Here is a 26,525-nt window from a genome sequence, read left to right as displayed (position 1 = left end):
GCCGTCTACCTGCCGTCTTTCCGTGGAGTCTTCATGAGTTGGTTTTCTGTCATTCCCATGGCCGCCGTATGCTTAGCCCTGCTGTTTCTGCCTGGCACGCTACTCATCCTGGCTCTCGGCCTTCGCAACCCTGCCTTTATTGCTGTTGCTCCCCTTCTGACAGTAAGTATTGTGGCCGTCACCGCCATATTGACACCATATTTCGGAGTGGACTGGTCGGTCCTGCCAGTAGCAGTTGCATCACTGTCGCTTGCCGCAGTTTTCCTTGCAGCCCGAAGAATTCCGAAACTACGGCAGCCGCACCAGCCATGGCGGACCGCCATCGGAACTTCCAGACGGATGCTGGTTCTCGCAATAGTGGGCTTTGCTCTCGGCGCTGTCTCGATAGGGCTGCAGTTGCGCGCGGCGTTTGGCCGGCCTGAGAACATCTCCCAGACCTTCGACAATGTCTTCCACCTGAATGCCATCCGTTACGTCCTGGAGACTGGAAACGCCTCTTCGATGACGATTACGGGGATGACGAACGGCGACAATCCTCCATACTTTTATCCCGCTGCTTGGCATGGCTTGGCATCGCTTTTTATACAAGTGACGGGCCTCCCCTTGCCAGTCGCGGTCAACGTACTCAACCTTTGTGTCGCTACAACCGTCTGGACCCTGGGCTGCATGCTCCTGGTGAGGTCGATAATGGGCTCAAACGCCTATGCCATCGGCGCGGCAGGCGTTCTGGCAGCCGGCTTTGGATCCTTTCCCATCCTGTTGCTGGACTTTGGGGTCCTGTACCCGAACTTCCTGTCTGTAAGCATGCTTCCGGGAGCACTGGCCTGCGTAAACGTGTTTTTCGGAACAAGTATCTTTGCGAACGTTGGCCCGCTTGCAAGGTACTCGCTGGCCCCACTTTCAGCCCTCGGCGTTGCCGTCGCTCACCCTAACGGTGTGATGTCTTTGGCAGCCATGTCTGTTCCAATCCTTCTCGCTGCCTTCACAACCTTCGCGATAAGGCAGCGTAGGGCGGGTAGGCCAGCAGGCGTAACGGTCCTCGCGGGCGCGGGACTGCTGATAATTCTCGCCATTATTGCTGTCCTTTGGATGTACGTTCGTCCACCGGCCGCGGCCGCAACGTGGCTGCCCGTACAGACTCCCGGACAGGCAGTCGGGGAGATACTGACTAATTCCGCCATGCAGCGGCCCCCGGCTTGGCTTGTCAGCGTCCTCGTCATCGCAGGCCTAATTTATGTCTTGAAGCGTCCTTCCTCTGCATGGCTCTCCGCTTCCTTCGCGGTCATTGCGGGACTCTTTGTCATGGTTTCCGCTGGCCCTGCAGGGACGCTTCGCGACACTCTGACCGGGGTCTGGTACAACGACAGCTACCGCCTAGCCGCACTGCTCCCGGTGGCCGGGGTGGCCCTGGGAGCTATCGGTGCGGCGTGGGCCATTCAATCACTGCAGAACGGCATCACATCGATTTCCCAACAGACTGCCTTCACTTCCACACTGCGAGCACCGGTTGCTATGTACACTGTTGGACCCCTTGCCTTCTTGGCTGTGCTGGGAATCCTCCAGGCACCACCAATGCTTACGCCGGTCCGGTCCGCACAAGCGAATTACTCAACATCGCCTGACTCCCCCTTGGTCAGTTCCGATGAAATGGCTCTGATCGAAGAACTCGATCAGTATGTACCGCCGGAAGCCACTATCGCGGTCAATCCCTGGACCGGAGGTGCGATGGCGTTTGCCATGGCCGACCGCAACACAACATCCAAGCACACACTCACAACGTATACAAAGGCCACCGAACTGTTGAACGACAAATTTCGGGAAGCAGCAAGCGACCCGGCCGTGTGCCCTGCTGCGCGCGTCAACAACGTTCGCTATGTACTGGACTTCGGGACACGGGAGGTCCATGGGGGAAACCACGGTTTCCAAGGGCTGCAGATTCCCGATGCGACACCGGGGTTCGAGCTTCTGGCCCGGCATGGCGAGGCCAAGTTGTTTGAGGTTACCGCCTGCGACTGACGCCGACATATTGCAGCCGGTTCCAGGGCCTGCCTCACCGTCCTCTTATGAACCCGTGCCGGACCATAGCGCACGAACCGGACAGGCTTCAACCCAGGCATCCCTTTGGATACGTGCGGACAACTCCACTCTCGACTCCATCAAGACCGGGCCTCCGCCAATCCATCCACTGATGAATCCAACGTTGAAGGCGGGGCCACGAATAACAGTCACAAGCCACTGGGCCATCTTTGCGCAATAAGCACGCGCTTGAGGGCGCCAGGGCGCACAGAACCAAGCTAACGCTGCAGGGCCAGAGCGAGTTCGCAACCATGGATTGAGGTTCGTTGCTCCTGCGGCCGGGATCAGGACCGCAGAAGAGCAACTGCTTCATGGATGGACCCATCGAACTTCACATTGCCATGCTCCAGCAGGATGCCGCGCTCACAGATCCGGGACACAAGATCGAGGTCATGGCTGACCACGACGAGGGTCTTCCCGTCGCGGGCCAGTTCCTGGATTTTGTCGATACACTTCCGCTGGAACGGCTCGTCGCCGACAGCAAGGATTTCGTCGATCAGGAATACTTCCGGATCGGTATGCACGGCCACCGAGAATGCAAGCCGCAGGTACATGCCCGATGAGTAGAACTTGACTTCCGTGTCGATGAATTGACCGATCTCGGAGAACTCGACGATGTCATCAAACCGGTCCTTGACCTGCTGTTCAGTCATTCCCAGAATGGCCCCGTTCAGGAAGACATTGTCCCGGCCAGAGAGGTCCGGGTGGAAGCCTGCCCCGACCTCTATGAGGCCGGCTACTCTCCCCCTCGTCTTCACCGATCCCGTATCCGGCAGCATGACACCCGAGATGTGTTTTAGCAATGTAGACTTCCCGGATCCATTCAACCCCAGGAGTGCCACAGTTTCACCGGTCTTGATCTCGACAGTGACGTTCTTCAGGGCATGGAACTTTTCCGAAAGGTCGCCCTTGCGGCCTTTCACCAGCCACACCACTGCTTCCTTAATGGAGCGGGTGTGCCGGAGCACGAACTGTTTGCTGATATCCGAAACTTCAATTGCGTTTACCACTCACAGCTCCTGCGCGAAACGGCCCTCGAGGCGCCGAAAGGTGAATTGGCCCAGTGTGACTACTGCCAAGGCGACCGCGAGGCCAACTGGCAGCCACAGGCTAAAAAGATCAGGGGGCATCGCAGCCGAGCCGTCCGTGGTGGGGAACCAGAAGGCGTAGTGGAACAATTCGACCCCGATGGTGATCGGATTGGCTTGATAAATGGCGAACCATCCTGGGCCCAACTTCTCGTGCACCATGGTCCAGGCGTACATAACGGGCGAGGCCCAGGTAGCCACCATCAACAACATGTCCACGAGGTTTTCCGAGTCGCGGAAGTAAACGTTGGCGGCTCCGAAGAGAAGCCCCAAGCCCGTGGCGAGCAGCCCTACGATGAGAAATCCGGCCACAGCAGCAAGCAACTGAACGAAGTTAGGTTTCCAGCCGGCGATGACGCAGCCGGCTACGAGCACCACCAACTGCGGGAAAAAGTGGACTGCCGAAACCCATACAGAAGCCACAGGAAAGAGTTCCCGCGGCAGATAGATCTTCTTGATCAGGTTCCCGTTATTGACGATCGACCGTGCAGCATTTCCCAGAGCTTCAGAGAAGAAATTGATCAAAACTATGCCGGAGAAAAGGTAAACGGCGTAGTTGGCCAGCCCGTCGGGATTTCTTGGGCTGCGCTCCAGCCCTAGAAAAACGCCCAAGGCCACGTAGAAAACGACGAATTGCACTCCAGGCTTGACGTACGACCACAACAGCCCGAGAACGGAGCCGCGGTAGCGGACCTTGAGTTCCTTGCGCACCAACAGCTTGAGAAGGAAGCTCGACTGCTTTATGTCGCGCAGACCGCTCCCCAGCCCAGGCGTGGTCAGTTCGCTTGGAGAAATTGCGCTCACTTGATCTCGTTCTGGGTGTGCTGCTCGAACGTCTTCCTCCAGGACTCAATGGAGGTGAGGTCGTGCAGGGCAGCCTTGTATTTTTTGCTGAGTGCGGGCCACTCCTTGAGGAGGGCAGCGTGAACCCGAGCGCTTTCCGCCAACATTTTCCGGAGCTGCTGTGGATCGCGCCGGTACCAGGACGCACCGGTTCCTTCGGCGTTCGAGACGACGGCACTGTCGTACTGTGCCATGCGCCACCAACGGTTGTCCTGGTGGGCAACCGTGGTTTGGGGCCGTTCGGCAGTGCTGCCTTTGACAGGGCTTGCCAACTGCCGGACAACGGTCTTGGCTGCCCACGGCAACAACGTGATCTTTGACGGCTGCGAAGGTCCATGACCGCGGCGGGGCGGCTTGTCCATCTTTGGCGAGGGAAAGTCCTCCGGATCCGGACGGAAGACAGAGTCCGAGTGTCCTGACATCATCTCGCGGATCTTGGGCAGTTTTGTGTCAAGCAGGTCCGGCAGGGCCGACGGGCCCTTAAGGACGTCTTCCAGCGCCCATTGACGTCCCTCTGCTGTTGCGTATTGCATCGACACCAGATGCTTTACGTCGGCGTATTGGGATTCCTTGATCACACGGCCGCCAAATTCGTAGGGGCTGTGCAGGAGAGCCGCCACCACCCGGTTCCTGGCGTGGAAGTACGCCTGCCAGCCGACAAGGTCGTCCTTGTCAATCCAGGAAACATGCCATACGGCGGAGCCGGGAAGCGAAACAGTCGGATAACCGTGGGCCTTGGCCCGCAGGCCGTATTCAGAGTCGTCCCATTTGATGAACAGCGGAAGCGAAAGTCCTATCTCCCGGATCACCTGGGTGGGGATCAGGCACATCCACCAGCCGTTGTAATCTACATCGCAGCGGCGGTGCAGCCAGGACGTTTGACGCAAATTCGAGGACATGAAGTCGTGACCCAGAATCATGTCCTCGCTGGGCAGGGACGGCTGGAACCTATACGGGTTCACAATCTCGCCGAAGGTGTGCAGCACAGTTCGGTTGTACAGGTCAAACATGTGGCCGCCCACGAGGGTGGGCGTCTTGCAGCGATCAGCGAAGGTCAGGAGTCGAATGATGCTTTCAGGTTCGACGACGACGTCATCGTCCATGAGCAGGACGTAGTCGCTGCCGTTTTCCACCGCTTCAAACATGCCCCGGGCGAACCCGCCGGACCCGCCGAGGTTGGTCTGGTTGATAATGCGCAGTTTCCCGTTCAGCGACTTCTTGACGTCGTCGAAGCCTTCTGCCTCGGAAAGCTTCTGGGTGCCTTGATCGACGATGAGGATCTCTTGAACATGCTCGAGCGCTTCCTCGCTCTCGGCAAGCAGGCGGAGATTGTTCAGGCAAAAGTCAGTCTTGTTAAGAGTGGTGATCTGAAGAGTGACAGATCCCGGTTTGCTCTCCGTAGCGGGCCCCTGCCACTCGGCGTCGAGCATAATGAGCGGCTCCGTGCCAGCGAGAAGGTCAAACCAGTACCAGCCGCCGTCACCGAAGGGTGCGAGGGAAAGCTCGAAGTGGTTGTCTGCAATCCCCTCGACACGGCGCGTGTCCACGCGCTGCAGAGAGCCCCGGGCATTGGACTTGTACACGATGACTGAACCCGTGCCTTGGGTCCGGACCTGGAGACGAATCTTGTCCACGGTCGTCCAGCGTCGCCAGTAGCTGGCGGGGAATGCATTGAAGTAGCTGCCAAACGATACCCGCTCGCCTGCACGTACGGACGTGGAATGCCGGGAAAGGAAGTCCTCAACGTGGGCTTCCTTTGTCGGGCTGCTAATAGTCCGGGCACTCGCAGGCTTACCGTCCCGGTCACCCACGGTGGGCAGTTGAATGCCGGTGGCAGTCCCCATATCCATGTAGAGGGGGACCGTGTCCATCTGGCTTGCACTCGGTAGTATCACCCGCTGCAGTGTGTCCCATCGTTCAGAGGCAACCCTGTCCGCAGCAGCCGTCGTGTTCTTTGGGCTTTCGGTTGAGACACTCATGCGTCCACGCCTCCGCTTTCGAGCTCTGCGCCGCTTTCATAATGCGGCCGGATCTTGTTGTCGAACATGCTCAGCGCCGATCCGATGGCCATGTGCATGTCCAGGTACTTGTAGGTGCCAAGCCGGCCGCCAAACAGGACGTCTTTCTCTGCAGCAGCGAGGTCGCGGTACTTGAGTAGGCGCTCCCTGTCGGCGGAGGTGTTGACTGGGTAGTACGGCTCGTCGCCCTTCTCGGCGAAGCGTGAGAATTCACGCATGATGACGGTCTTTTCCGTCTGGTAGTCGCGCTCCGGGTGGAAGTGGCGGGGCTCGATAACCCGGGTGTAGGGGACGTCGTCGTCGTTGTAATTCACCACTGACGTGCCCTGGAAGTCCTCGATATCGAGGACTTCCTCCTCGAAGTCAATGGTGCGCCACGAGAGGTCGCCCTCGGCGTAGTCGAAGTAGCGGTCAACCGGCCCGGTGTACACGACGGGGATGTTGCCGACAACCTTGTTCTTGCTGTACTCGTGCGACTCGTCAAAGAAATCGGTATTCAGCCGCACGTCGATGTTCGGGTGCTCTGCCATCTTTTCGATCCAGGCCGTATAGCCGTTCGTGGGGAGGCCCTCGTACTTGTCGTTGAAGTACCGGTTGTCGTAGTTGTAACGCACAGGCAGCCGGGAGATGATGCCGGCGGGCAGGTCCTTGGGATCCGTCTGCCACTGCTTGCCGGTGTAGTGCTTGATGAACGCTTCATACAAAGGCCGCCCGATGAGCTGGATTCCCTTGTCGTTGAGGTTCTGGGGATCAGTTCCAGCAAGTTCGCCGGCTTGTTCCTGAATGAGCTCCCTCGCCTGGCCGGGGGTGAGGTTGGCGCGAAAGAACTGATTGATGGTGGCCAGGTTGATCGGCAGGGAGTAGACCTCGCCCTTATACACGCCGTACACCTTGTGGACGTAGTTCGTGAAGGTGGTGAACCGGTTGACGTACTCCCACACGCGCTCGTTGGACGTGTGGAACAAGTGTGCACCGTACCGGTGCACCTCGATGCCGGTCTGCTCTTCCATCTCGCTGTATGCATTGCCGCCGATGTGGTGGCGGCGGTCGATGACGACGACCTTCAAGCCGAGCTCGGTAGCGGCCTGTTCTGCGATTGTCAGGCCAAAAAAGCCGGACCCTACAATGACGAGGTCAGCGGTCACAAAATCTCCTGGTTTGAATGCGGGCAGCGCAATGGTGCGCATTGTCTGCTGCTCTAGCCTACCCGAGTGATTGTGGCGCCCGTCGAATCCGGCTGCTGTCACCCCTCGACTCACTGGGCATTGCTGGGGGTCCCGGCTGAGCACTGGGGCGGTCCACAACATGGCTGCCAGCGCACCCAGGGGGCTTATCCACATAGGACATGACGGAGTGCGCGCATTCAGCGCCTCTGGCTAGCGTGGGTATAAAGGCACCAAAGGATCTGCACCCATGACGCTTCACTGCACCCTGGTCCGAGGCCCGCAGTCGCCGCAGCCCGGACCGCCCCTGGAACTCACTGTCGCGGCCCCTCCCGGCACGTCCGGTGCGCGGATCCACGCTGAGCTTGTCAGGACGTTCGGCACGGGAGCTGTCTTTGTTGGCGGGGAGGACCTCTGCTCCCTGAGCCTCGGAACGGCGCCCCTGGTCCCGGGCGCCGTGCTGGTTGACGGCGGAAGCCAGCCCGCTGGCCGGAGATCCCGGCGGCGGCCCGACTCCGATCCCGCCGCCCCCATCGCTTTGGCTGTTCACAGCGGCGCCGGAGCCGGCACCCTGATCCCCCTGCAGCGCGGCACGTACACCATCGGCAGAAGCAATACGCGCATCGTGATCCCGGACCCTGAACTTTCCCGGGAACATGCCCGCCTGGTAGTCACCGAAAAGGACATCATGATCGTCGATCTGGGCAGTGCCAACGGCACGTACATCGACGGCGAACGGGTCCGCCATGCACTGATCTCGACGGTTTCCTCCATCCGCTGCGGCAGTTCGATGATGTCCCTGGTCTTTCTGGATGCCCCGGACAAAGCACTTGCCGACGCCGGCACTTCAGTCCAGGATCCCCTCACCGTTGCGGGGCGTCCAGAGTCCGGCAACCGTGGCATCCTTTTGCTTACTGCCGTGCTCCCCCTGGCCGTCGGCATCGGACTCGCAGTCCTCACAGGCATGTGGATGTTCCTTGCTTTCGCTGCGGTTTCGGCGGTATCCGTGCTTATCCCGCTGACCTCCGGGCGCCGCCAGCGGCGGGAATTCACGAAAAGGATCAGCGCCGCGGTCAAGGATGACCAGAAGCGGCGGAACCGCGCCGGTCCGTCACTGGCGCTGCTGGTGCTTGCTGCGACCCACGCCCAGGTTGCGCCTTCTACAGCACGCGCGGAGGCCAGGGTGTGGCTGCGGCTGGGACTGGCTCCCCAAACGGCCAACCTGAAGATTGAATCAGGGAGCGCTCAGCACGCCATTCCGTCTGTCGGGGAAGTGCCCGTGATGTTGAACCCGGCGCATAGCCCCACCACCTTGCGGGGATCGCGCACCATGCTGGACGGAATGCTGCGATCACTCGTCATGCAACTGGCCGGGTATCCAGGAGGCTGCAGGACACGCATGGTGATCTGCGGCCGTCCAGTAAGCCTTCCCCTGCCTGCCCGTTTTCTCCATAGTGTGACTTTCGCCGTGTCCCGGCAGGCGTGCCTGCGCGCGATCACCGACGGTTTTACTCGTGACTTTGACCATGGCATCCTCCTGCTCACGGCCTCCCTGGGCAAGGATGCGGCAGGGCTGCGCGAAACGGCGGCTCAGCAGAACTGGCAAGTGCTCGAGTTTTCTGCGGCTGACAGCCCACCCGGCGTCTCCGACATAAAACTGACCGAGGGGCAATCACGCCTGCGGGAACCGGGCAGGGAGGTTACGTTCGTCCCGGACCTGGCACCTGATGACGTGTTCAGCAGCTACTGCAGACGACTGGCAGCTTTCCCGGGACTGCTTAACCGCGCGGAGAACTCAGTTCCCTCCGCCTGCACCCTTGACGACCTGCTCCCGCCTTCCCCCGCCCACACTGCTGCCCGCTGGAACTCGCCTGCCAGCGCAGGAACCCTGGCAGTCCCCCTGGGCATGCAGGCAGCGGGCCCCCTGGTCCTGGACCTGCAAACCGATGGCCCGCACCTGCTGGTGGCAGGGACAACGGGCTCAGGCAAATCGGAGCTGCTCCGCACTCTGGTGCTGGCACTGGCCCTCACCCATCCGCCGGACCGGGTCAATTTCCTCTTTGTCGATTTCAAAGGCGGTGCCGGTCTCGGCCCCTTGGCCGGCCTGGACCATTGCGTCGGCGTCCTGACCGATTTGTCCGCCCATGAGCTCGAACGGACGCTCACCTCACTTACGGCTGAAATCAGGCTTCGTGAGCAAATCCTCGCCGCTGCACAGGTCCCGGACCTTGCCGCCTACCGGGAAACACCAGCCTCCGGGGATCGTCCCCTTCCCCACCTGGTCATTGTCATCGACGAGTTCCGCATGCTCGTGGACGACGCCCCCGAAGCGCTCCGCGAACTGATGCGCATCGCCTCCATCGGCCGCTAGCTTGGACTGCACCTGGTCATGGCCACCCAGCGGCCCCAGGGAGCACTGACCGCGGATATCCGGGCAAACGTTACTTCCAGCATTGCGCTCCGGGTCCAATCCGACCTGGAGTCCCACGACATCCTCAAAACCAAGGCCGCTGCCGGAATAAGCCTCAGCACGCCGGGCCGCGCTTTCCTTGCCCGAGGCACGGAGCCGCCCCAGGAGTTCCAATCTGCATCCGCCGTGCTCCCCGCACCCGACAGTGACGTAGATGAAGTCACCGTTCAGCTCACCACTGATTTCCTCTCGGCCCGCGACCAAGACAACCCTGCCGGAACAGACGCCTCGGGCCGGACCCCGGCACAGGCAGCAGCCCCTCTCGTTGCGATGGTTCGGGATCTTTGGGCGTCGCAGGCAGGATCTGCACCCCGGCTTCCGGTAGCCCCTCCGCTGCCGCTCAAGGCCGCCCGGCCCGAAACAGGTCCGGCCGGGGCGCTCCCGGAACCCGGCGGGACACAAGGGAAGGCCGGTGCTTTGGGCCTGCTCGATGTGCCCCACCAGCAGGAAATCAGATCGCTGGTCTGGAACCCGTCAAAAGACGGCCATCTTGCTTTGATAGGAAGTCCGGTATCAGGAGCATCCGAAGCTCTCGAGCTGGCAGTCCACGACGTGGCAGAACATGAGGACGAAACACACTGCTACTTCCTGGACGCGGCCGCGGTTTTCAATGGGCTGGCGGTGCACCCTCGGACCGGAGCCCACACCGGGCTGCATGAGTTGCGGCGCGGCGTCCGCGTCCTGGAACGGCTGGGCCGGGAAATGGCCGCCCGGCTGAGCCGGACTGACCACGGGGGCGTTCCGCTGCTTCTCGCCATCTCCGGATGGGGTTCCTGGGTCTCGGCTTTTCGTGCCGGCCCGTTGGCCTGGGCCGAGGAACTGGTGCAGGATCTTGTCCGCGACGGCGCCAGGGCGGGTATCACCGTCATCATTTCCGGGGAGCGGGAACTCGTCACCGCCAGGTTCTGCGGGTCCCTGCCCAACCGCATCTATTTCCCCACCGGTTCAAATGAGGACAGCAGGATAGCCTGGCCAAGGATGCCGTCCACGGCCGCGGTCAAGGGCCGGGGAGTAGCGTTTGGTTCCATCGCCTGCGGCACCGCGTCCGTGTGCCAACTTTACGAACCCGCTCCTGACGTTTCCGGGCCCCCCGGCGCCGGCAGCAAGGCGACGCAGCAGTCCGGGAAGCGGCCGTTCCGCATTGAACCGCTGCCCGCACTGGTAACAGCCGCGGAGGTCAGGGCGGCAGTGGAACGAATGGAGGATCCGGGAGCGGAATCGGACCCGGGACAGTCTTCGTTCATGAATGCAGTCACGCATGAAGCGGGGACCGGGACAGTCGACGCCGGGGAGGCCGGGGAGGCCGGGGAGGCCGGGGAGGCCGGGACGGATGTTCCAGAAGGCTTATCGGCGCCCGGCGTGGTTCGGGTTCCACAGCGCCGGAAGGCCTGTCCTTCCATGCCGCGGAACGTGCTTTTCGGCGTCGGTGGTGACGAGCTGGACCCCGTCTTTGTGCACGTCCCGCCAGGCGGCACCTTCGCCGTCCTGGGGGGACCAGGGTCCGGGAAAACGAACTTCCTGCAGGCCCTGCAGACGCTGAATCCCGATGCGGACCCCTGGATTCACCCAGGCAGGATGAGTGACCCCGGCGAGTTATGGAAGGGAACCTTGAAAAAGGCGAGGGAGGGAACACTGCCCGGAAAAGCAGTGCTGTTGGTGGACGACATCGACCTCCTGGCTGCGGGGCCCCTGAGGGACATCTCTGACTTGCACGCGTTGGGCCATGCAGTAATCTTCACGGCCAACTACAGTCCTTTGCTGATCCAGCGCGTCCCGCTGGCCATGGACGCGCGCGCCGCCGGGACTGGACTCCTGCTGTCCCCGCGGTCAACGTCGGAGGGAGACCTCTACGGAGTCCGCTTCGAGATAGAACCCAATCCGCCCGCAGGCAGGGGTGTGCTGATTGCCCGAGGCAAGTCGTCGGCGGTTCAGGTGGCCTGGACAGGCACGTAGTGACACGACGTGGCAGCCGGTCACAGCGCCGGGGTGGATCCTCCGGTGCGGGAAGCGTAGCTGATCACTTTGTTGTGGAAAAGGAGCACGATCGCGGCGACCGCGGGAAGCAGCATTGCGAGGCCGGCGAGCACGAGGCCACCGCTAAGGGTTGGCAACCCGATGGTCAGAACGAACAGCTGCGCAACAAGGGCAGCAGCACGGGTCCAGCGGTAGCCCCGGTAAAGATAGACGCCGACCGCGTACAGCCACGCCGAAAAAGCCAGCAGTAACCCCAACGTGAAAACCGCTCCCCAGAAGGACAGGACCGGGCTTCCGATGGCCAGCTGGTACCCGTACCAGCAAGCAGCGAGCAGAAGGGCCGTGGCTTCCACGGCAACCACCAAAGTCACGACAATCACCGCCGGTGGCCGGGGACCCTGGGCACCCCCATCAGGCCTCTGCGGCCCCTGGCCGGGTTCTTCGGAAGAGGAAGGCGGGTTCGCTGGGTTTATTGGGGGTCTTGACACACTGGCACCCTACCGGACATAGTCGGACAGTGGTTGGGGCCATCACCGCCAGTGTGACGCATCGCTCAGCTTTCCGCGGATATCAAGCGTTATTACCTCTTGTTTACACGCCGTTAACATGACAGGCTTGATCCAGATGACCAAGGGGGCCCTGCCGGGCCCTTTTCCTTTGTAGCCACTAGTGAATAATTTCACAAGGGCTCTTCCCAGAAATGGAGCAACTGATCAGCATGGATTGGCGTAACCGCGCAGCGTGCCTTGAAAAGGACCCCGAACTCTTCTTCCCCGTCGGGAACACCGGGCCAGCCCTTCTGCAGATCGAAGAAGCAAAAAGCGTCTGCCGCCGCTGCCCCGTCGTGGACACGTGCCTGCAGTGGGCTTTGGAGTCGGGCCAGGACGCAGGCGTCTGGGGCGGCATGAGCGAAGACGAGCGCCGTGCGCTGAAGCGCCGCGCTGCCCGCGCCCGCCGCGCTTCCTAGGCACACCGCAAAGCACAAGCAACAGCCCCGGCTGCAACCACAAGGTTGCAGCCGGGGCTGTTGCTTGTTCGGCCTGACCGACCTGGAGGTCGGGCCGACCAGCAGCTTTCCTTGCCGTGGACCTACTTGCCTGCCAGGCTGATCCGGATCTCCACTGCGGTGCCGCCGCCTTCGCGCGGCCGCCACTGGATAGTCCCGCCGAGCTCGCTGGTCACCAGGGTCCGTACGATTTGAAGCCCCAGCCCCTCAACGTGAGGCGTATCCGGAAGTCCCACGCCGTCGTCGGCAATGGTGACGGTGAGTTCCTCACCGTCATCCCCCTCGGAGCGGTCAGCGATGAGCCAGACAGTCCCGGCCCTGCCTTCGAGCCCGTGCTCCACAGCGTTGGTCACCAGTTCATTGATGACCAAGGCCAGCGGGGTGGCAAGATCGCTCGGTAGCTCTCCGAAAGTGCCGGATCGTTCCGTCCGGACCTGCTGCGAGGGTGAGGCGACTTCGGCCGACAGCCGGAACTGGCGCCCGATCAGCTCGTCGAAGTCAACGCTCTGGGTGAGCCCCTGGGACAGTGTCTCGTGGACGAGCGCAATGGTGGCCACCCGGCGCATGGCCTGCTCCAGCCCTTGCTTTGCTTCGTCGCTGACCATGCGGCGGGACTGCATGCGCAGCAGCGCCGCGACAGTCTGCAGGTTGTTCTTGACCCGGTGGTGGATCTCGCGGATTGTGGCGTCTTTGGTCACCAGCTCCATTTCACGCCGGCGAAGCTCCGACACATCACGGCACAGGACCAGTGCACCGAACCGTTGCTGCTCGTCCCGCAGCGGAATGGCGCGCAGGGAAAGGCTCACGCCACGGGATTCAATTTCACTGCGCCAAGGCATCCGCCCGGTAACCACCAAGGGCAACGTCTCATCAACCATGCGGCGGTCCTTCAGCAGGCTGGCGGTCACCTCGGCCAGTGAGCGGCCCTCCAAGGACTCCCCGTCACCGAGCCGCCTGAACGCAGAGACTCCGTTGGGGCTCGCGTACTGCACGATTCCCTCCGCATCCAGCCGGATGAGTCCGTCCCCAACCCGGGGTGCACCGCGGCGGGAACCCGTGGGCGAGGCGAAGTCCGGCCACAGCCCCAGCGTGCCCATCCGGAGGAGGTCGTATGCACACTGTCGGTAGGTCAGTTCAAGGCGCGAAGGCATCCGCGAGCTGGAGAGGTCCATGTGGGTGGTGACCACCGCCAGCGTGCGCCCGTTGCGGACCATGGGAACGGCCTCCACGCGGAGGGCCATATCGCTGCTCCAGTTGGTTTCGCTGGAGCGCTCGATGGAACGGCTGTTCCAGGCCTTGTCCACAAGGGGCTGAAGGTCTGAGCGGATGCCCTCCCCCACGAAGTCCCCGTGGAACACGGTGTGCGTGGTGGAGGGCCGCACGTGGGCGAGCGCCACGTAACCAAGCTCAGGGTGGGGAAACCATAGGGCCAGGTCGGCGAAAGCAAGGTCCGCAACCATCTGCCAGTCCCCCACCAGGAGGTGCAGCCACTCGGCATCGCCCGGCCCAAAATCAGCGTGTTCCCTGATAGGGTCCGTAAAGATTGCCACTGCACCTCCATTTTCGACGCCGGACTTGCTAGCGTCGGACGATTGACCTCAAGAGCCTCAATGCTACCGACAGTGACGCCATATCGTCGGCCTCGAGCGAATTCACCTCGTCGAACATGCTCTTCGCCCTGGTGAGCTGCTCTGCATTCCGGGCCTCCCAGTCCTTCAGCCGCGCTTCCGGCGAGTCAGCGGCGGCAGTGGCGTCCAGCACCGCCGTCGTCATGTCCGAGATGGTGGAGTACAGGTCATCCCGCAAGGCTGCCCTGGCCAGCGCCTGCCACCTGTCCTGCCGGGGGAGGCTGCTGATCCGTTCCAGCAGTGAATCTGCATGGAACCGGTTGAACACGGTGTAGTAAACGGCGGCGATCTCTTCCACCGGGTCCTTGCGCACGTGGGCAATCTTGGCGATGTCCAGCAGCACGAAGCTTTCGAAAAGCTCTGCCCAGCGCAAGGCCAGACCTTCCGGCAGCTCCCACTCGCGTGCGTTCTCCAGCCAGCTGGCAACCCGTTCCCGGTCATCGCCGCGCAGGTACTCCAGCAGGCGCGCGCGCATCGGTTCCATCACCGGTTTGAACTCCGAGACCACGTCTGCGATGGGCCGCGACAGCGTTCCCTGTCCCAGGAGCCAGCGGACGGCCCGGTCCAGCAGCCGCCGGACGTCCAAGTGGACAGTGCTCCAGTGCTCCGTGGGGAAGGACGCCGGGAGGTTGTTCAGTTCCCCCACCATGGTGTCCAGATCGTAGACCTCCCTCAGCGCAACAAACGCCTTGGCCACGGCCACTTCGCTGGCGGACGTTTCCTCCATCACCCGGAAGGCGAACGTAATGCCGCCGAGGTTGATGATGTCGTTGGCAACCACTGTGGCAATGATTTCGCGGCGAAGCGGGTGGGTGTCCAGTTCGGCGTCGAAGCGTTCGCGCAGCTGCGCGGGGAAATAGGCGCGCAGCGTTTGCCTGAACCAAGGGTCATCGGCCAGGTCGCTTTCCCGCAGCGCCGTCGCCAGCTCGATCTTCGCATAAGCGGCCAGCACCGAAAGTTCCGGTGATGTCAGTCCCTGCCCCTGCTGCAGCCTCTCGTGCAGGGTCTCCGTGGTGGGAAGCGCCTCAAGGTCCCTCTTCAGGTCGGCTTTCTTTTCCAGCCAGTCCATCAGCCGTTCGTAGCTGGGGCTCCACTCGGCAACCCGGGTCCGGTCATTCAGCAGCAGGATGTTCTGGTCGATGTTGTCTTCGAGCACGAGCCGGCCCACTTCGTCAGTCATCGACGCCAGGAAGCCTGCACGTTCCTCGGGAGACAGCTTTCCGGCCGCCACCATCCGGTCCACGAAAATCTTGATGTTCACTTCATGGTCGGAGCAGTCCACGCCGGCGGAGTTGTCGATGGCGTCGGTGTTGAGGATGACTCCCTGCAGCGCCGCCTCAATGCGCCCGCGCTGCGTCATGCCGAGGTTTCCACCTTCGCCCACCACCTTGACGCGCAGGTCCCGGCCGTCGACGCGGATCGCATCGTTGGCCTTGTCCCCGACCATCGCGTTTGTTTCGGTGCTCGCCTTGACGTATGTACCGATGCCGCCGTTGTAGAGCAGGTCCGCGGGGGCCAGGAGGATCGCGCGGAGGAGTTCCGGCGGGCTGAGTTCGGTTGTATCGGCCGGCAGGCCCAGCGCGGCACGAATCTGGGTCGATACAGGAATGGACTTGGCCTGTCGGGCAAAAACGCCGCCGCCCTCACTGATCAGCGATTTGTTGTAGTCATCCCATGAGGACCTGGGCAGCTCAAACAAACGCTGCCGTTCCACGAAAGAGGCTTCCTCGTCGGGGTTGGGATCGAGGAAGATGTGCCGGTGGTCGAAGGCGGCGAGGAGACGGATGTGGCGGGAGAGCAGCATGCCGTTGCCGAACACGTCGCCGGACATGTCACCCACGCCGACCACGGTGAACGGCTGGGTCTGCGTATCAAGGTCGAGCTCGCTGAAGTGTCGCTTCACCGACTCCCACGCGCCGCGGGCGGTGATGCCCATGGCTTTGTGGTCGTACCCCACGGAGCCGCCGGACGCGAACGCGTCCCCAAGCCAAAATCCGTACTCCGCAGACAGGCCGTTGGCAATGTCCGAGAAGGTCGCAGTGCCCTTGTCGGCAGCCACAACGAGGTAGGAATCGGCGTCGTCATGCCTGACAACGTCCGACGGCGGCACGAGACTTTCGCTGTCACCCTCCGTAATGAGGTTGTCGGTAATGTCCAGCAGGCCCCTGATAAAGGTCTTGTAGCTTTCGATCCCTTCCGCCATCCAGGCGGCACGGTCTGCGGTGGGGTCCGGCAGCTGCTTGGCGAAGAACCCGCCCTTGGCGCCCGTGGGCACGATGACCGCATTCTTCACTGTCTGCGCCTTCACCAGCCCGAGGATCTCGGTGCGGAAATCCTCGCGGCGGTCGGACCAGCGCAGCCCGCCTCGGGCCACCTTGCCGAAGCGGAGGTGGACGCCCTCGACGCGCGGCGAGTAGACCCAGATCTCGAACATGGGGCGCGGGAACGGCAGGCCCTCGATCCGTGATGGATCGAGTTTGAAGCTCAGGTGCGCCCTGTCCTGGTAGTAGTTCGTCCGGAGCGTCGCCTCGATCAGGTTGACGAACGTGCGCAGGACCCTGTCGGCGTCGAGCGTTGCCACCTTCTCGATGGACACGTCCAGGTCCTTGCGGACGGAGGCTTGGGCCTCGGCCCGCTCGTCGTCGCTCAGGGACGGGTCGAAGCGCGCCGCGAAGAGGGCGTTAAGCCCCTTGGTCACCCGGGGGTTAGCCAGAAGGGTGTCTGCCATGAACCCAAATGAGTTGGTGTTGCCCATCTGGCGCATGTACCGCGCATAGGCCCGCAGCACGGTGACCTGCCGCCAGTGCAGGCCCTCCCTCAGGACCAGCCGGTCGAAGCTGTCCGATTCGGATGCGCCCGTGACTGCAGCGCCGAAGGAATCGGCCAGCAGTTGCCCGGTTGAGAGCGGATCCACTTTGGCCGGGTACTTCAGGCCCAGGTCATACAGGAAAAAGTCGCGGCTGTCCGCGGTTTCAATTTCGAAGGGCCGCTCGTCAAGGACTTCCAGGCCAAGGTTGTGGAAGTACGGGAGGATCTGGCTGAGGCTCTTGGGTTCCAGCATGTAGAGCTTGACGCGTGCGTCCTCCTCCAGCGTTGCACCCGCCCCTTCCGGAAGGTAGACGTGAACGCCGGGCCGCTCCTGGACAGTACCTTCGGCCCGTTCCGCGGCGGCGCCGTACTTCTCGAAGCGCGCAATGTCTTCGAGGGCGTCCTCCACTTCGTAGTCCACGCGGTAGCCGGCCGGGAATGCCTCGGACCAGATGGCGGCAAGCTCCTTGGCGTCGGCAACATCCCGGCTCTCGCGCAGCACCTCTGCGATGCCTTCGCTCCACGAACGGGCGGCACGGACAAGGCGCTTCTCGAGTTCCACGGTATTTACGCCACTGACGTCGGCATTCTTGGGCAGCCGGATGCGGAAGAACAGCCGCGCGAGGGCCGACTCGGTCATGCGGGCTTCGTAGTCGATGGAAACAGCCTGGAACGTTTCGCGGAGTTCCTGCTCGATGCGGAGCCTGACGTTGGTGGTGTACCTGTCCCTGGGGAGGTAGACCACAGCGGACATGAACCTGCCGTAGATGTCCGGCCTGAGGAAGAGCCTGGTGCGGCGGCGCTCCTGCAGCTTCTGGATCCCTAGGGCCGTTGCGGCCAAATCCTGGATCTCGATCTGGAACAACTCATCCCGGGGGTAGGTTTCCAGGATCCCCAGCAGGTCCTTCCCGGAGTGGGAGTCCGGCGGGAAGCCGGCGCTCTGGAGCACCGCATCGACCTTTTCCCGCACGATGGGAATGTCCCGGACGGAGCCGGTGTAGGCGCTGGTGGCAAAGAGTCCAATAAAGCGGCGCTCGCCATTGACGTTGCCCTCGGCGTCGAAGCTCTTGACCCCGATGTAGTCCAGGTACGCCGAACGATGGACGGTTGACCTGGAGTTTGCCTTGGTGATGACCAGGGCACGCTTTTCCCGCGCTTTTTTCCGGCCTGTATCCGTGAGGTGCTGGATGTGGGGCGAGTCTTCGGAGTCCCTAAGCAGCCCCAGGCCGCTGTTGTCGCGCAGCTCCAGGACGTCTTCGCCGTCGACGTTCACCAGGTCATACTCCCGGTAGCCAAGGAACGTGAAGTTCCCGTCGTCGAGCCAGCGCAGCAGGTCCTTCGCCTGCCGGAGCTCCGCGATCTGTGCAGGATTTGCGATCTGGTCCAGGCTTTCGGCGATCTGGACGGCCCTCTGGCGCATCTTGGGCCAGTCCTCGACGGCGGCGCGCACATCCTTGAGCACACGTTCCAGTCCCTCGAGGAGGGCTGCCTTTGCCTCCTGTGAGACACGGTTAATCTCGACGGCGATCCAGGACTCCATGTGGGAGGCATTCCCGCCCTGGGCAATCAGGTGCGAAAGGTTGGGCATGGCAGCCGTGTCGCCGCTGGATATCCCGAGGTGCGCAGGGACCCTGTTGACCTTGGCGAGCTCGCCGCTCTCCCGGTTACGCGTCGCCACGAACAGTGGGTGGAGTACCAGCTTGATGGCGGCATGCTGCCGGACAAGCTCGGCATTCACGGAATCGACCAGGAATGGCATGTCATCGGTAACAACGAAGACGACGCTGCTGTCTTCCTCGTCCATGATGGCAATTTTCGCCTGGCCCCTTTGCCGGACCGAGGCAACGTCCCGGTGATGGTCCGCCCGTGCCACCAGCACGTCCCGCGGGTAGGCCCGGGCGTCCTCTTCAGCTAGGTGCTGGTAGTAGTCCCCAATGAAACCCTCATCGCCTTCAATGGAAAGGGGCTGATCCTCCACGCTGGATCCAGACGACATCGACAAACGCCTCCATCACGAAATATTTGCTGCACCATTGCAGCTCTTATGGCGAGCCTAGTCCTTCGCCCGGCGCCTTGCTGTGGAAGAAAAGACAGAGGATTTTCGCTTTTGTTGGGCGGGTGCACAAACGAGTTCGCGGATGGCATGGCGGAGCGGGGAATCGGGGGCAGCTTCAAGCAGCAGCGAGCCACCCAGGAGGGCGGCGTCCGCCGCCGCAGGGTCATGGGGCAGGAACCCTTTCAGTTCGAAAGCCGGGCCGTATCGTTCCCAGGCGTCCCTCAACTGGCGTTCCGGCCCCCTGCCCACGGACGAAGCACGCACCCTGTTCATCACAACAATGGGCGAAACACCTGGGACAGCCTCGTCCAGTTCGGTGAGGCCGCGCACCAGCCGTGGGACCCCGACCGGATCGGCGGCGCCGACCGCGTAAACCGTATCGGCAAGTTCCAGGGACCGCAGGGTTGCCGCATTCCGGCGCGGCGCCATCGTGTCGAAGCTGAGCTCCTCATCCGCTTCAAGGCAAAACCCGGCATCCACCACCACCACTTCAGCTAATTCCCGCGCGCGGTCGAGGACGAGCGCGAGGGCTGAGGCGCGAAGCTCCGTCCATCGGTCCGCACGCGTGATGCCCGTGAGCACCCTGAAAGTGCCGGACTTGGTTGCCACCGGAGCTGCAATCTTTTCGAGTGCCTCCCGATCCAACAGGCCCTGGTCCGCGAGGCGGCAGGCCTGCGCCAGGCCAGCGGACTCATCGAGGAGCCCGAGCACGGCTGCAATGCTGGCACCGTAGCTGTCAGCGTCGACAAGAATCACTCCTTTTCCATCCACCGCCAGTTCGCCTGCCATGTTCGCAGCCAGGGTGGTCCGGCCGGGCGCTCCAGCCGGACCCCAGACGGCAATGATCCTCCCCTGCCCAGGTTCCTCCGGGCCTGGAAGCGGCCCCACCGGGACCGGCTTCAGAGCACCGCCGGGATCAGCCGGACTGCTCCTGGGGGCAGTGCGCAGTCCCGATCCCGACAGCTGGGACACGGCCTCGGCAATCCGGTCCGACAGTGCAGCGGACTCCACGCCGGTCAGCGCGGAATCTACCCCTATCGCCCGCAGCCTGGCCGCTTCATCGGCGTTGTCAGTCAGGGCAACAATGGCCACCCCAACAGCTGAGAGCCGGTCCACCAGCGAGGACGTCAGCCCCTCAGACCCCTCCGCTACGACCGCCGCCCGCGCCAGCCCGCTTTGGCATGCAGCAAGAAGCTCGGTAAGTTCCGTACATCTCCGGACCACAGTGACAGGACCGTGCAACCGTTCCAGCCCACCGACCAGATCTTCCCGGCTCTGGCCAACGGTGACCACCGGTATGCTCATTTGGCGCCGCCGCCCGGGTTCCAGACCACCGAGATCTTTGCCCCGTTTGCTTGGGCTCCCAGCAGCGCAGGCATGTGACTGTCCTCCACCAGCACCATGAGGACGGTTTTCCTCGATGATCCCAATGCCGTGGAGCCGGCTGTTACCTCGGCGATCTCAGCACCGGACAGGAGGAGCTTCGGCTCGCTGAAGCCGTTTCGGGCGTCCGCCTGGGCAACCCAGACGTCCACCCTGGCTCCGGCTACTGCCTGCCCCGGGAGCGCTTCATCGATGGAAAGCGCCACCGGCTTTCGGTCGAGTTCGTCTACCGCGCCAAGGCTGGCACGGGGAACCAGCTGGTTCTTTCCGATGCGCTGAACCGCCACGACGCCCTCCGGGAGCCCCGACTCTGCCGTGATGTACTGGCTCTCGGTGTCCCCCAGGCGCACTTTCGCACGCACCAGGTTGTCCTGGGTCAGCCGCTCCCCTACTGCGATACCATCACGCGCCGCGAAAACTTCGGTTGTCCGGTCCGCGCTGCCGACGAGGAAGACGACACCGGCCACGGAAACCAGGACCAGGAGGATTCCCGCCAGCAGCCGGGGATCCTTCCAGGACGGCCGCTTCAGCCGTGCCGCTGTGGCAGATACTTCAGGCACCATCTAGTTTTCTCCCCCCGTAAGCCGGCCCTGCTCGCCGTTTCACCCTCATTGTTACCGCCGGGACGCCGGAACAAAAGTCATCACTGCAAACAAGGCCAATCTGTGGATAACAACAGCACCTGCGGCCATTCGATGGCAAAATGGAAGCATGCCCAGGTTCCTTACGCTCGCAGATGTTGCCGAGCAGCTCCAGATCAATTCTCCGGCCGCGTACGCACTGGTCCGCAGCGGTGAACTGAAAGCCATCCAGGTTGGCGGCAGGGGTCAGTGGCGCGTGGAAGAGAAGATGCTGGAGCAGTACATCGAGGAGCGCTACGCCGAGGCAAGCCGGATGATCCAGGAGTCGAAGTCCAAGTCCGTCTGATACCCGCCTGGACCATTCACTGGCCCAGTGGACGAGGCCATTAGAGTTCGCCGGACCGCCGGGACCTGATGGAAGCCAGGGATGTCAAGGGGATGACGGATACCTGGTTGACCTGACTGCTGCGTCGCGACTCCCCGGGAGTGTAGACGGCCAGGTCCAGGTGGTCCTTCCCCACCCTGTCGATCACTCCCGTGAGCCTGACAGGTCCGGAACCCTGCCCCCTCAATGTCACTGACAGTTCCGCGCGGTCCCTTGCGAGACCGCGCAGTGCGTGGGCAAGTCCAATACCCCTGCGCACCTGTGACGGCTCTGCCACCGCTATCCGGCCCAGCCCTTCGTACCACATAACCGATGCGTACGGAATAAGTACTTGGTGCTGCTCCTCGTCTACTACAAGGGCATCCGCGCCTGCATGGCTCAGTGCGCCCCGGACGACTTCCCCACAGCCGAGATGCGCGGCCAGCCGGCAGCCAAGCGCTCCCCGCAGCCGATCTGCGAGTTCCGTAGCCACCATCTCGGCCCTCGTGCGGTCATTGATTTCTGCGTCAAGCGCCAACCGCTCTGACTCGGCAAATTGGCTTTCCATGTCATTGAAAAGGGAATCCCAGCGCATTGCGTCAGCGTAGGACCCTGCGGGAGGCCGGTCAACCCAAAGAAACTTCTCTCCAGCGTATGGACAAACCTCAGCCATCGACTCCAAAATAAGTCTATGCGAACCAAACAGCGTCAAACTACATCAAATGACGTCATCAGCGCCAAGGCAGGGGCTCCCGGGCAGTCCGTTGATCTCCTGACAGCGCTGGGCGTGCTGCTCCTGGGCCTTCTTCTATGCTTCATCGGGTCAGGCCTCCTTGGGCAGCTGGGGGACGCTTCCGCCCGGAAGCAGGAAACGGGTGTCGAGGAACTCCTCGGGGTGGGCGCAGCTGCTGCCGGCGCAGGCCTTGTGGCGTGGTGGATCCTGTCACTGGCATGTGCTGCCGTCACGGCCATTCTGGAGCGGAAGGGCCGTCCCCGCGCAGCAGCAGCCACCCGAAGACTTTCACCTGCGTTCATGCAGAGACTGGTTCTGGGCGCACTGTCCGTCCACCTTCTGGCGGGACCGGCAGCCCATGCCGCAGTCACCGGCCCGGGGCCTGAATGGGCTCCGACGCAAAGGCAATCCTCCTCGGCTCCTGCCGTCCCTGCCACCGAAGGAAAAGGGGAATCGGGCACACCCGGCGCAGCCCCTACTCGGGGCCATAGCCCGCGGGCCAGCGGTGAGCCGCTGACCACCGCACCGGAACTTGCCACCGTACCGGAACACGCCACTGAACCGGAGCTGACCACCGCACCGGAACACGCCTCTGTACCGGAACTGGCTGGAGCGATGGAAGCAACTCCCCCGTCAACCCTCCACCCCGGCTGGCAGCCTGCCACACCTGTCACGGACCCGGGAATGCTCGCGGCTCCGGCCCACCGTGCCGCTGAAGGGGGACACGGGCCGCAGGACGAGGGTGTCACCGTCCACGCCGGAGACACCCTGTGGGACATAGCGGCCCGATATTTGGGACCCGGCGTGTCCGACCTGGACATCGCACTTCACTGGCCTCGCTGGTACGAGGCCAACCGGAAAGTCATCGGACAGGATCCCGATGTGCTGCTCCCAGGGCAGATTCTTCAGCCACCGCTGGCTGGACGAAAATAGCCCAGCCCGGACCAGTCGCCAACAAAGTAAGGGGAAGACCAATGACTGCAGCAATACCACTACACGCGGTTCGGGGCAGGACTGCTCCCGGAGCAGCAGAGCCGGACCAGCCACCTAACGCGCAGTCGGCAACTGCGCCCGTGGTGCCTTTCCGCGACGGAGGTCCGGCGCCTCTGCGCCCGGTGGACCCCATGGCGGAAGTCCGCGCAGTCACCCGCGGCACAGTCCAGGCGGCAATGGAAGTCCTTGCCGGCATCAGGCCGATCCATCAGCTCGCACGACGACTAGACCCCCGCTGCCTTGCCGCACTGCAGCACCGAGCCGCGTTGATCAGGCGGGAAATCACCCGGACCGGCAATCCGGCGCTCGCCCGGCTCCACCGCAACTCCGCGGTCCGCTCCGTCCGCGTCTGCGAAGTCCGCGATGGTGTCTACGAAGCCAGCGCGGTGGTGGTGGACGACGTGCGCGCACGTGCAGTAGCCGTCCGGCTGGAGCGGAGCAAACAGGTGTGGCGGGTGACTGAACTTGTCATCGGCTGAAAGGCAACAGAACGCGGCAGGGCCGGGAACACTGTTCCCGGCCCTGCCCTCACCATCTTTTACCAAGCCGCGACGGGCAGCTCAAACCACCGTCAGCGGCGCTTCTTCTTCGCGGGACGTTTGGCCGCGTCCTGGGCTGCCGCCTTGGCCGGATTCCCTGACCTGCCCGAGGAGCGCGTCTCCACGCGGGTCTGCGTTCCACCGCTTTCGCTGGGTGCGGTGTACTGCAGCTGGGCCGGCTTCTCGGGCGCTTCGAGCCCGGCAGCGTGAACCTGCGGCTGCACATGCTCGGTGTGTTCGCCGGCGTCGTCCGCGACCACCACGTCCTGGGCGGGCGTGACCTCAACCTCAAGGTTGAACAGGAATCCGACGCTCTCTTCCCGGATGGCTTCCATCATGCCCTGGAAGAGAATGAAGCCCTCACGCTGGTATTCAACCAGCGGATCACGCTGGGCCATGGCGCGCAGCCCGATTCCTTCCTTGAGGTAGTCCATCTCATACAAGTGCTCCTGCCACTTCCGGCCAATGACGGAGAGGACCACTCGGCGCTCAAGTTCACGCATGCTTTCCGAGCCCAGGGCTTCCTCCCGCGCCTGGTACACCAGTCGCGCATCGGAGAGCAGTTCCTCCTTCAGGAACTCCACCGTAAGCCTGGACTTGCCTCCGGCCTCCTCGATGATCTCTTCCGGCGTGACGCTCACGGGATAGAGGGTCTTGAGATTGGTCCAGAGCTGGTTGAAGTCCCAGTCATCGCCGTTGCCTTCTGCCGTTGCTGCGTCGATGAGCGCAGTGACGGTGTCTTCGACGAAGAACTGAACTTTCTCGTGGAGGTCGTCTCCCTCGAGGATCCGCCGCCGGTCACTGTAGATTGCCTCACGCTGGCGGTTGAGGACGTCGTCGTACTTCAGGACGTTCTTGCGCTGTTCGGCGTTGCGGCCCTCAACCTGGCCCTGCGCTGACGCGATCGCCCGGGACACGAGCTTTGATTCCAGGGCGACGTCGTCGGGCACGGAACTGTTCATGAGCCGTTCCGCGGCGCCCGAGTTGAAGAGCCTCATGAGGTCATCGGTCAGCGACAGGTAGAAGCGCGACTCGCCAGGGTCACCCTGGCGGCCGGAACGTCCGCGAAGCTGGTTGTCGATGCGACGTGATTCGTGGCGCTCGGTTCCAAGGACGTAGAGTCCGCCGAGGTTCAGCACCTCCTCGTGCTCGTCCTTGACTGACTGCGTTGCGGCTTCGAGTGCTGCCGGCCAGGCGGACTCGTACTCCTCGGAGTTCTCCTCAGGATCCAGCCCGCGCTTGGCCAGCTCGGCCACGGCGGTGAATTCAGCGTTGCCGCCGAGCATAATGTCCGTACCGCGGCCGGCCATGTTGGTTGCCACCGTGACGGCGCCCTTGCGTCCGGCCTGGGCGACGATGGCAGCTTCGCGTGCGTGGTTTTTCGCGTTGAGCACCTCGTGCCGGATGCCTTCCTTGGCAAGGAGGCGGGACAGGTATTCACTCTTCTCGACGCTGGTGGTGCCCACCAGGACCGGCTGGCCCTTTTCGTGGCGTTCTGCGATGTCCCGCACAACGGCGTCGAACTTTACCGTTTCGTTCTTGAAGACCAGGTCCGGCTGGTCGATGCGCTGCATGTCGCGGTTGGTGGGAATGGCCACCACGCCCAGCTTGTAGGTGCTCATGAATTCCGCTGCCTCGGTTTCGGCAGTACCGGTCATGCCTGAAAGCTTCTGGTACATACGGAAGTAGTTCTGCAGCGTCACAGTGGCCAGGGTCTGGTTCTCGGCCTTGATCTCGACGCCTTCCTTGGCCTCGATCGCCTGGTGCATACCCTCGTTGTAGCGGCGGCCGGCAAGAATGCGGCCGGTATGTTCATCGACGATCAGGACTTCCCCGTCCAGGATGACGTAGTCCTTGTCCCGCTTGAAAAGTTCCTTGGCCTTGATGGCGTTGTTGAGGAACCCGATGAGGGGTGTGTTGGCCGACTCGTACAGGTTCTGGATACCGAGGTAGTCCTCCACCTTCTCGATGCCGCTCTCCAGGACGCCGACGGTGCGCTTCTTTTCATCGACCTCGTAGTCCTTGTCAGGCTGGAGCCGGAGGACCACCTTGGCGAATTCGCTGTACCAGCGGTTGGTGTCCCCCTGCGCCGGCCCGGAGATGATGAGCGGTGTGCGGGCTTCGTCAATGAGGATGGAGTCCACTTCGTCAACAATGGCGAAGTGGTGTCCGCGCTGGACAAGCTCGTTCTTGTCCCAGGCCATATTGTCGCGGAGGTAGTCGAATCCGAATTCGTTGTTGGTGCCGTATGTAATGTCAGCGGCGTACTGCTGGCGACGGACCGCAGGATCCTGGTTCGAGAGGATGCACCCGCTGCTCAGGCCCAGGAAACGGTAGACACGTCCCATCAGGTCCGACTGGTACTCAGCGAGGTAGTCGTTCACGGTGATCACGTGGACGCCCTTGCCGGTGAGCGCGTTCAGGTAGGCGGGAGCGGTCGCCACCAGGGTCTTGCCTTCACCGGTCTTCATTTCCGCGATGTTGCCCAGGTGCAGGGCGGCGCCGCCCATCATCTGGACATCGAAGTGGCGCATCCCCAGGGTCCTGGAGGAAGCTTCCCTGACGGCGGCAAACGCTTCCGGAAGCAGGTCGTCCAGCTTCTCACCGTCCTGGTGCCGTTCCCTCAACCGGTCGGTTTCCTCCCGGAGTTCGGCGTCCGTAAACGTCTTGAAGGAATCTTCCAGGGCATTGATGGAGTCGGCATAGTTCCGCAGTTGCCGGAGGGTTTTTTTATCACCGGTGCGGAGAAGTTTTTCGATAAGTGATGCCACGTGAAGATGCTCCCAGTCTTTGCCGCCGAAT

18 protein-coding genes are annotated in these 26,525 nt (G+C 62.7%); 7 read left to right on the top strand and 11 right to left on the bottom strand.

What is annotated here, in order from left to right; all coding sequences use genetic code 11:
- The first annotated feature begins 33 nt into the window (after positions 1-33).
- Positions 34-2,016, top strand: a complete 1,983-nt coding sequence (locus IEX43_RS13545) for a DUF6541 family protein (protein WP_188811784.1) — start codon at positions 34-36, stop codon at positions 2,014-2,016.
- 344 nt (positions 2,017-2,360) lie between these two features.
- Here the strand turns inward: IEX43_RS13545 and IEX43_RS13540 are convergent, their stop codons facing one another.
- The 4 genes from IEX43_RS13540 to glf are packed head-to-tail and all read right to left on the bottom strand — an operon-like array spanning position 2,361 to position 7,170.
- Entirely contained in the window at positions 2,361-3,086 is a 726-nt protein-coding gene (locus tag IEX43_RS13540) for an ABC transporter ATP-binding protein (RefSeq protein WP_188811782.1), read from the bottom strand.
- On the bottom strand, positions 3,087-3,968 hold the full coding sequence (locus tag IEX43_RS13535; RefSeq protein WP_188811780.1) for an ABC transporter permease: 882 nt from the start codon (positions 3,966-3,968) through the stop codon (positions 3,087-3,089).
- A complete protein-coding gene (locus tag IEX43_RS13530; RefSeq protein WP_188811778.1) occupies positions 3,965-5,986 on the bottom strand; it encodes a glycosyltransferase in 2,022 nt (673 codons plus the stop codon). Before IEX43_RS13530 ends, IEX43_RS13535 begins: the two co-directional genes overlap by 4 nt.
- Positions 5,983-7,170: a UDP-galactopyranose mutase gene (gene glf / locus IEX43_RS13525; RefSeq protein WP_188811776.1), complete on the bottom strand. Its 1,188-nt coding sequence runs from the start codon at positions 7,168-7,170 to the stop codon at positions 5,983-5,985. The genes IEX43_RS13530 and glf overlap by 4 nt, the downstream gene beginning before the upstream one ends.
- 268 nt (positions 7,171-7,438) lie before the next feature.
- Between glf and IEX43_RS13520 the strand changes: the two genes are divergently transcribed.
- Both IEX43_RS13520 and IEX43_RS13515 read left to right on the top strand, forming a co-directional pair.
- The gene (locus IEX43_RS13520) at positions 7,439-9,559 is read left to right on the top strand and encodes an FtsK/SpoIIIE domain-containing protein (protein ID WP_188811774.1); all 2,121 of its coding nucleotides are present in this window, start codon (positions 7,439-7,441) and stop codon (positions 9,557-9,559) included.
- 18 nt (positions 9,560-9,577) lie between these two features.
- The gene (locus tag IEX43_RS13515) at positions 9,578-11,611 is read left to right on the top strand and encodes a hypothetical protein (RefSeq protein ID WP_188811771.1); all 2,034 of its coding nucleotides are present in this window, start codon (positions 9,578-9,580) and stop codon (positions 11,609-11,611) included.
- A 20-nt stretch (positions 11,612-11,631) separates the two neighbouring features.
- Here the strand turns inward: IEX43_RS13515 and IEX43_RS13510 are convergent, their stop codons facing one another.
- Positions 11,632-12,003, bottom strand: coding sequence for a hypothetical protein (locus tag IEX43_RS13510; RefSeq protein ID WP_377102681.1), 372 nt, complete (start codon positions 12,001-12,003; stop codon positions 11,632-11,634).
- Positions 12,004-12,350: 347 nt separating this feature from the next.
- Here IEX43_RS13510 and IEX43_RS13505 point away from each other — a divergent pair, with 347 nt between their 5' ends.
- On the top strand, positions 12,351-12,599 hold the full coding sequence (locus IEX43_RS13505; RefSeq protein WP_015937605.1) for a WhiB family transcriptional regulator: 249 nt from the start codon (positions 12,351-12,353) through the stop codon (positions 12,597-12,599).
- Positions 12,600-12,721: 122 nt separating this feature from the next.
- On the opposite strand, the gene IEX43_RS13500 is transcribed toward IEX43_RS13505, so the two are convergent.
- The 4 genes from IEX43_RS13500 to IEX43_RS13485 are packed head-to-tail and all read right to left on the bottom strand — an operon-like array spanning position 12,722 to position 21,076.
- Entirely contained in the window at positions 12,722-14,188 is a 1,467-nt protein-coding gene (locus tag IEX43_RS13500) for a sensor histidine kinase (RefSeq protein ID WP_104184989.1), read from the bottom strand.
- Positions 14,189-14,216: 28 nt separating this feature from the next.
- Complete coding sequence (locus tag IEX43_RS13495; protein ID WP_188811768.1) at positions 14,217-19,070, bottom strand: NAD-glutamate dehydrogenase; 4,854 nt, start codon at positions 19,068-19,070, stop codon at positions 14,217-14,219.
- 57 nt (positions 19,071-19,127) lie between these two features.
- Positions 19,128-20,435 (bottom strand): AAA family ATPase, encoded by a 1,308-nt coding sequence (locus IEX43_RS13490; RefSeq protein ID WP_188811766.1) that lies wholly within the window; start codon positions 20,433-20,435, stop codon positions 19,128-19,130.
- Positions 20,432-21,076, bottom strand: a complete 645-nt coding sequence (locus IEX43_RS13485) for a hypothetical protein (protein WP_188811764.1) — start codon at positions 21,074-21,076, stop codon at positions 20,432-20,434. Before IEX43_RS13485 ends, IEX43_RS13490 begins: the two co-directional genes overlap by 4 nt.
- 148 nt (positions 21,077-21,224) lie before the next feature.
- Between IEX43_RS13485 and IEX43_RS13480 the strand changes: the two genes are divergently transcribed.
- Positions 21,225-21,440, top strand: a complete 216-nt coding sequence (locus tag IEX43_RS13480; protein ID WP_045729765.1) for a helix-turn-helix domain-containing protein — start codon at positions 21,225-21,227, stop codon at positions 21,438-21,440.
- A gap of 40 nt (positions 21,441-21,480) precedes the next feature.
- Here IEX43_RS13480 and IEX43_RS13475 read toward each other — a convergent pair whose 3' ends face one another.
- Positions 21,481-22,053: a hypothetical protein gene (locus IEX43_RS13475; protein ID WP_188811762.1), complete on the bottom strand. Its 573-nt coding sequence runs from the start codon at positions 22,051-22,053 to the stop codon at positions 21,481-21,483.
- A gap of 96 nt (positions 22,054-22,149) precedes the next feature.
- On the opposite strand from IEX43_RS13475, the gene IEX43_RS13470 reads away from it, so the two are divergent.
- Both IEX43_RS13470 and IEX43_RS20315 read left to right on the top strand, forming a co-directional pair.
- Positions 22,150-23,124: a LysM peptidoglycan-binding domain-containing protein gene (locus tag IEX43_RS13470; protein ID WP_188811761.1), complete on the top strand. Its 975-nt coding sequence runs from the start codon at positions 22,150-22,152 to the stop codon at positions 23,122-23,124.
- 41 nt (positions 23,125-23,165) lie between these two features.
- On the top strand, positions 23,166-23,663 hold the full coding sequence (locus IEX43_RS20315) for an Rv3235 family protein (RefSeq protein WP_229666458.1): 498 nt from the start codon (positions 23,166-23,168) through the stop codon (positions 23,661-23,663).
- A 92-nt stretch (positions 23,664-23,755) separates the two neighbouring features.
- On the opposite strand, the gene secA is transcribed toward IEX43_RS20315, so the two are convergent.
- A complete protein-coding gene (gene secA / locus IEX43_RS13460; RefSeq protein WP_188811760.1) occupies positions 23,756-26,494 on the bottom strand; it encodes a preprotein translocase subunit SecA in 2,739 nt (912 codons plus the stop codon).
- Positions 26,495-26,525: the final 31 nt, after the last annotated feature.

Origin of the sequence: Pseudarthrobacter polychromogenes, from assembly GCF_014644495.1 — a bacterium.
GTDB classification, from domain to species: Bacteria; Actinomycetota; Actinomycetes; order Actinomycetales; family Micrococcaceae; genus Arthrobacter; species Arthrobacter polychromogenes.
Note: the sequence above shows the minus strand (reverse complement) of the source record. Positions and strands in the feature narration are given on the sequence as shown.

What these genes read in the sequence shown, in the direction of transcription:
- IEX43_RS13545 (WP_188811784.1), top strand. Translation starts at nt 34, where the DNA reads ATGAGTTGGTTTTCTGTCATTCCCATGGCCGCCGTATGCTTAGCCCTG.
- IEX43_RS13530 (WP_188811778.1), bottom strand. Translation starts at nt 5,986, where the DNA reads ATGAGTGTCTCAACCGAAAGCCCAAAGAACACGACGGCTGCTGCGGAC.
- IEX43_RS13520 (WP_188811774.1), top strand. Translation starts at nt 7,439, where the DNA reads ATGACGCTTCACTGCACCCTGGTCCGAGGCCCGCAGTCGCCGCAGCCC.
- IEX43_RS13515 (WP_188811771.1), top strand. Translation starts at nt 9,578, where the DNA reads ATGGCCACCCAGCGGCCCCAGGGAGCACTGACCGCGGATATCCGGGCA.
- IEX43_RS13505 (WP_015937605.1), top strand. Translation starts at nt 12,351, where the DNA reads ATGGATTGGCGTAACCGCGCAGCGTGCCTTGAAAAGGACCCCGAACTC.
- IEX43_RS13495 (WP_188811768.1), bottom strand. Translation starts at nt 19,070, where the DNA reads ATGTCGTCTGGATCCAGCGTGGAGGATCAGCCCCTTTCCATTGAAGGC.
- IEX43_RS13490 (WP_188811766.1), bottom strand. Translation starts at nt 20,435, where the DNA reads ATGAGCATACCGGTGGTCACCGTTGGCCAGAGCCGGGAAGATCTGGTC.
- IEX43_RS13485 (WP_188811764.1), bottom strand. Translation starts at nt 21,076, where the DNA reads ATGGTGCCTGAAGTATCTGCCACAGCGGCACGGCTGAAGCGGCCGTCC.
- IEX43_RS13480 (WP_045729765.1), top strand. Translation starts at nt 21,225, where the DNA reads ATGCCCAGGTTCCTTACGCTCGCAGATGTTGCCGAGCAGCTCCAGATC.
- IEX43_RS13475 (WP_188811762.1), bottom strand. Translation starts at nt 22,053, where the DNA reads ATGCGCTGGGATTCCCTTTTCAATGACATGGAAAGCCAATTTGCCGAG.
- IEX43_RS13470 (WP_188811761.1), top strand. Translation starts at nt 22,150, where the DNA reads ATGCGAACCAAACAGCGTCAAACTACATCAAATGACGTCATCAGCGCC.
- IEX43_RS20315 (WP_229666458.1), top strand. Translation starts at nt 23,166, where the DNA reads ATGACTGCAGCAATACCACTACACGCGGTTCGGGGCAGGACTGCTCCC.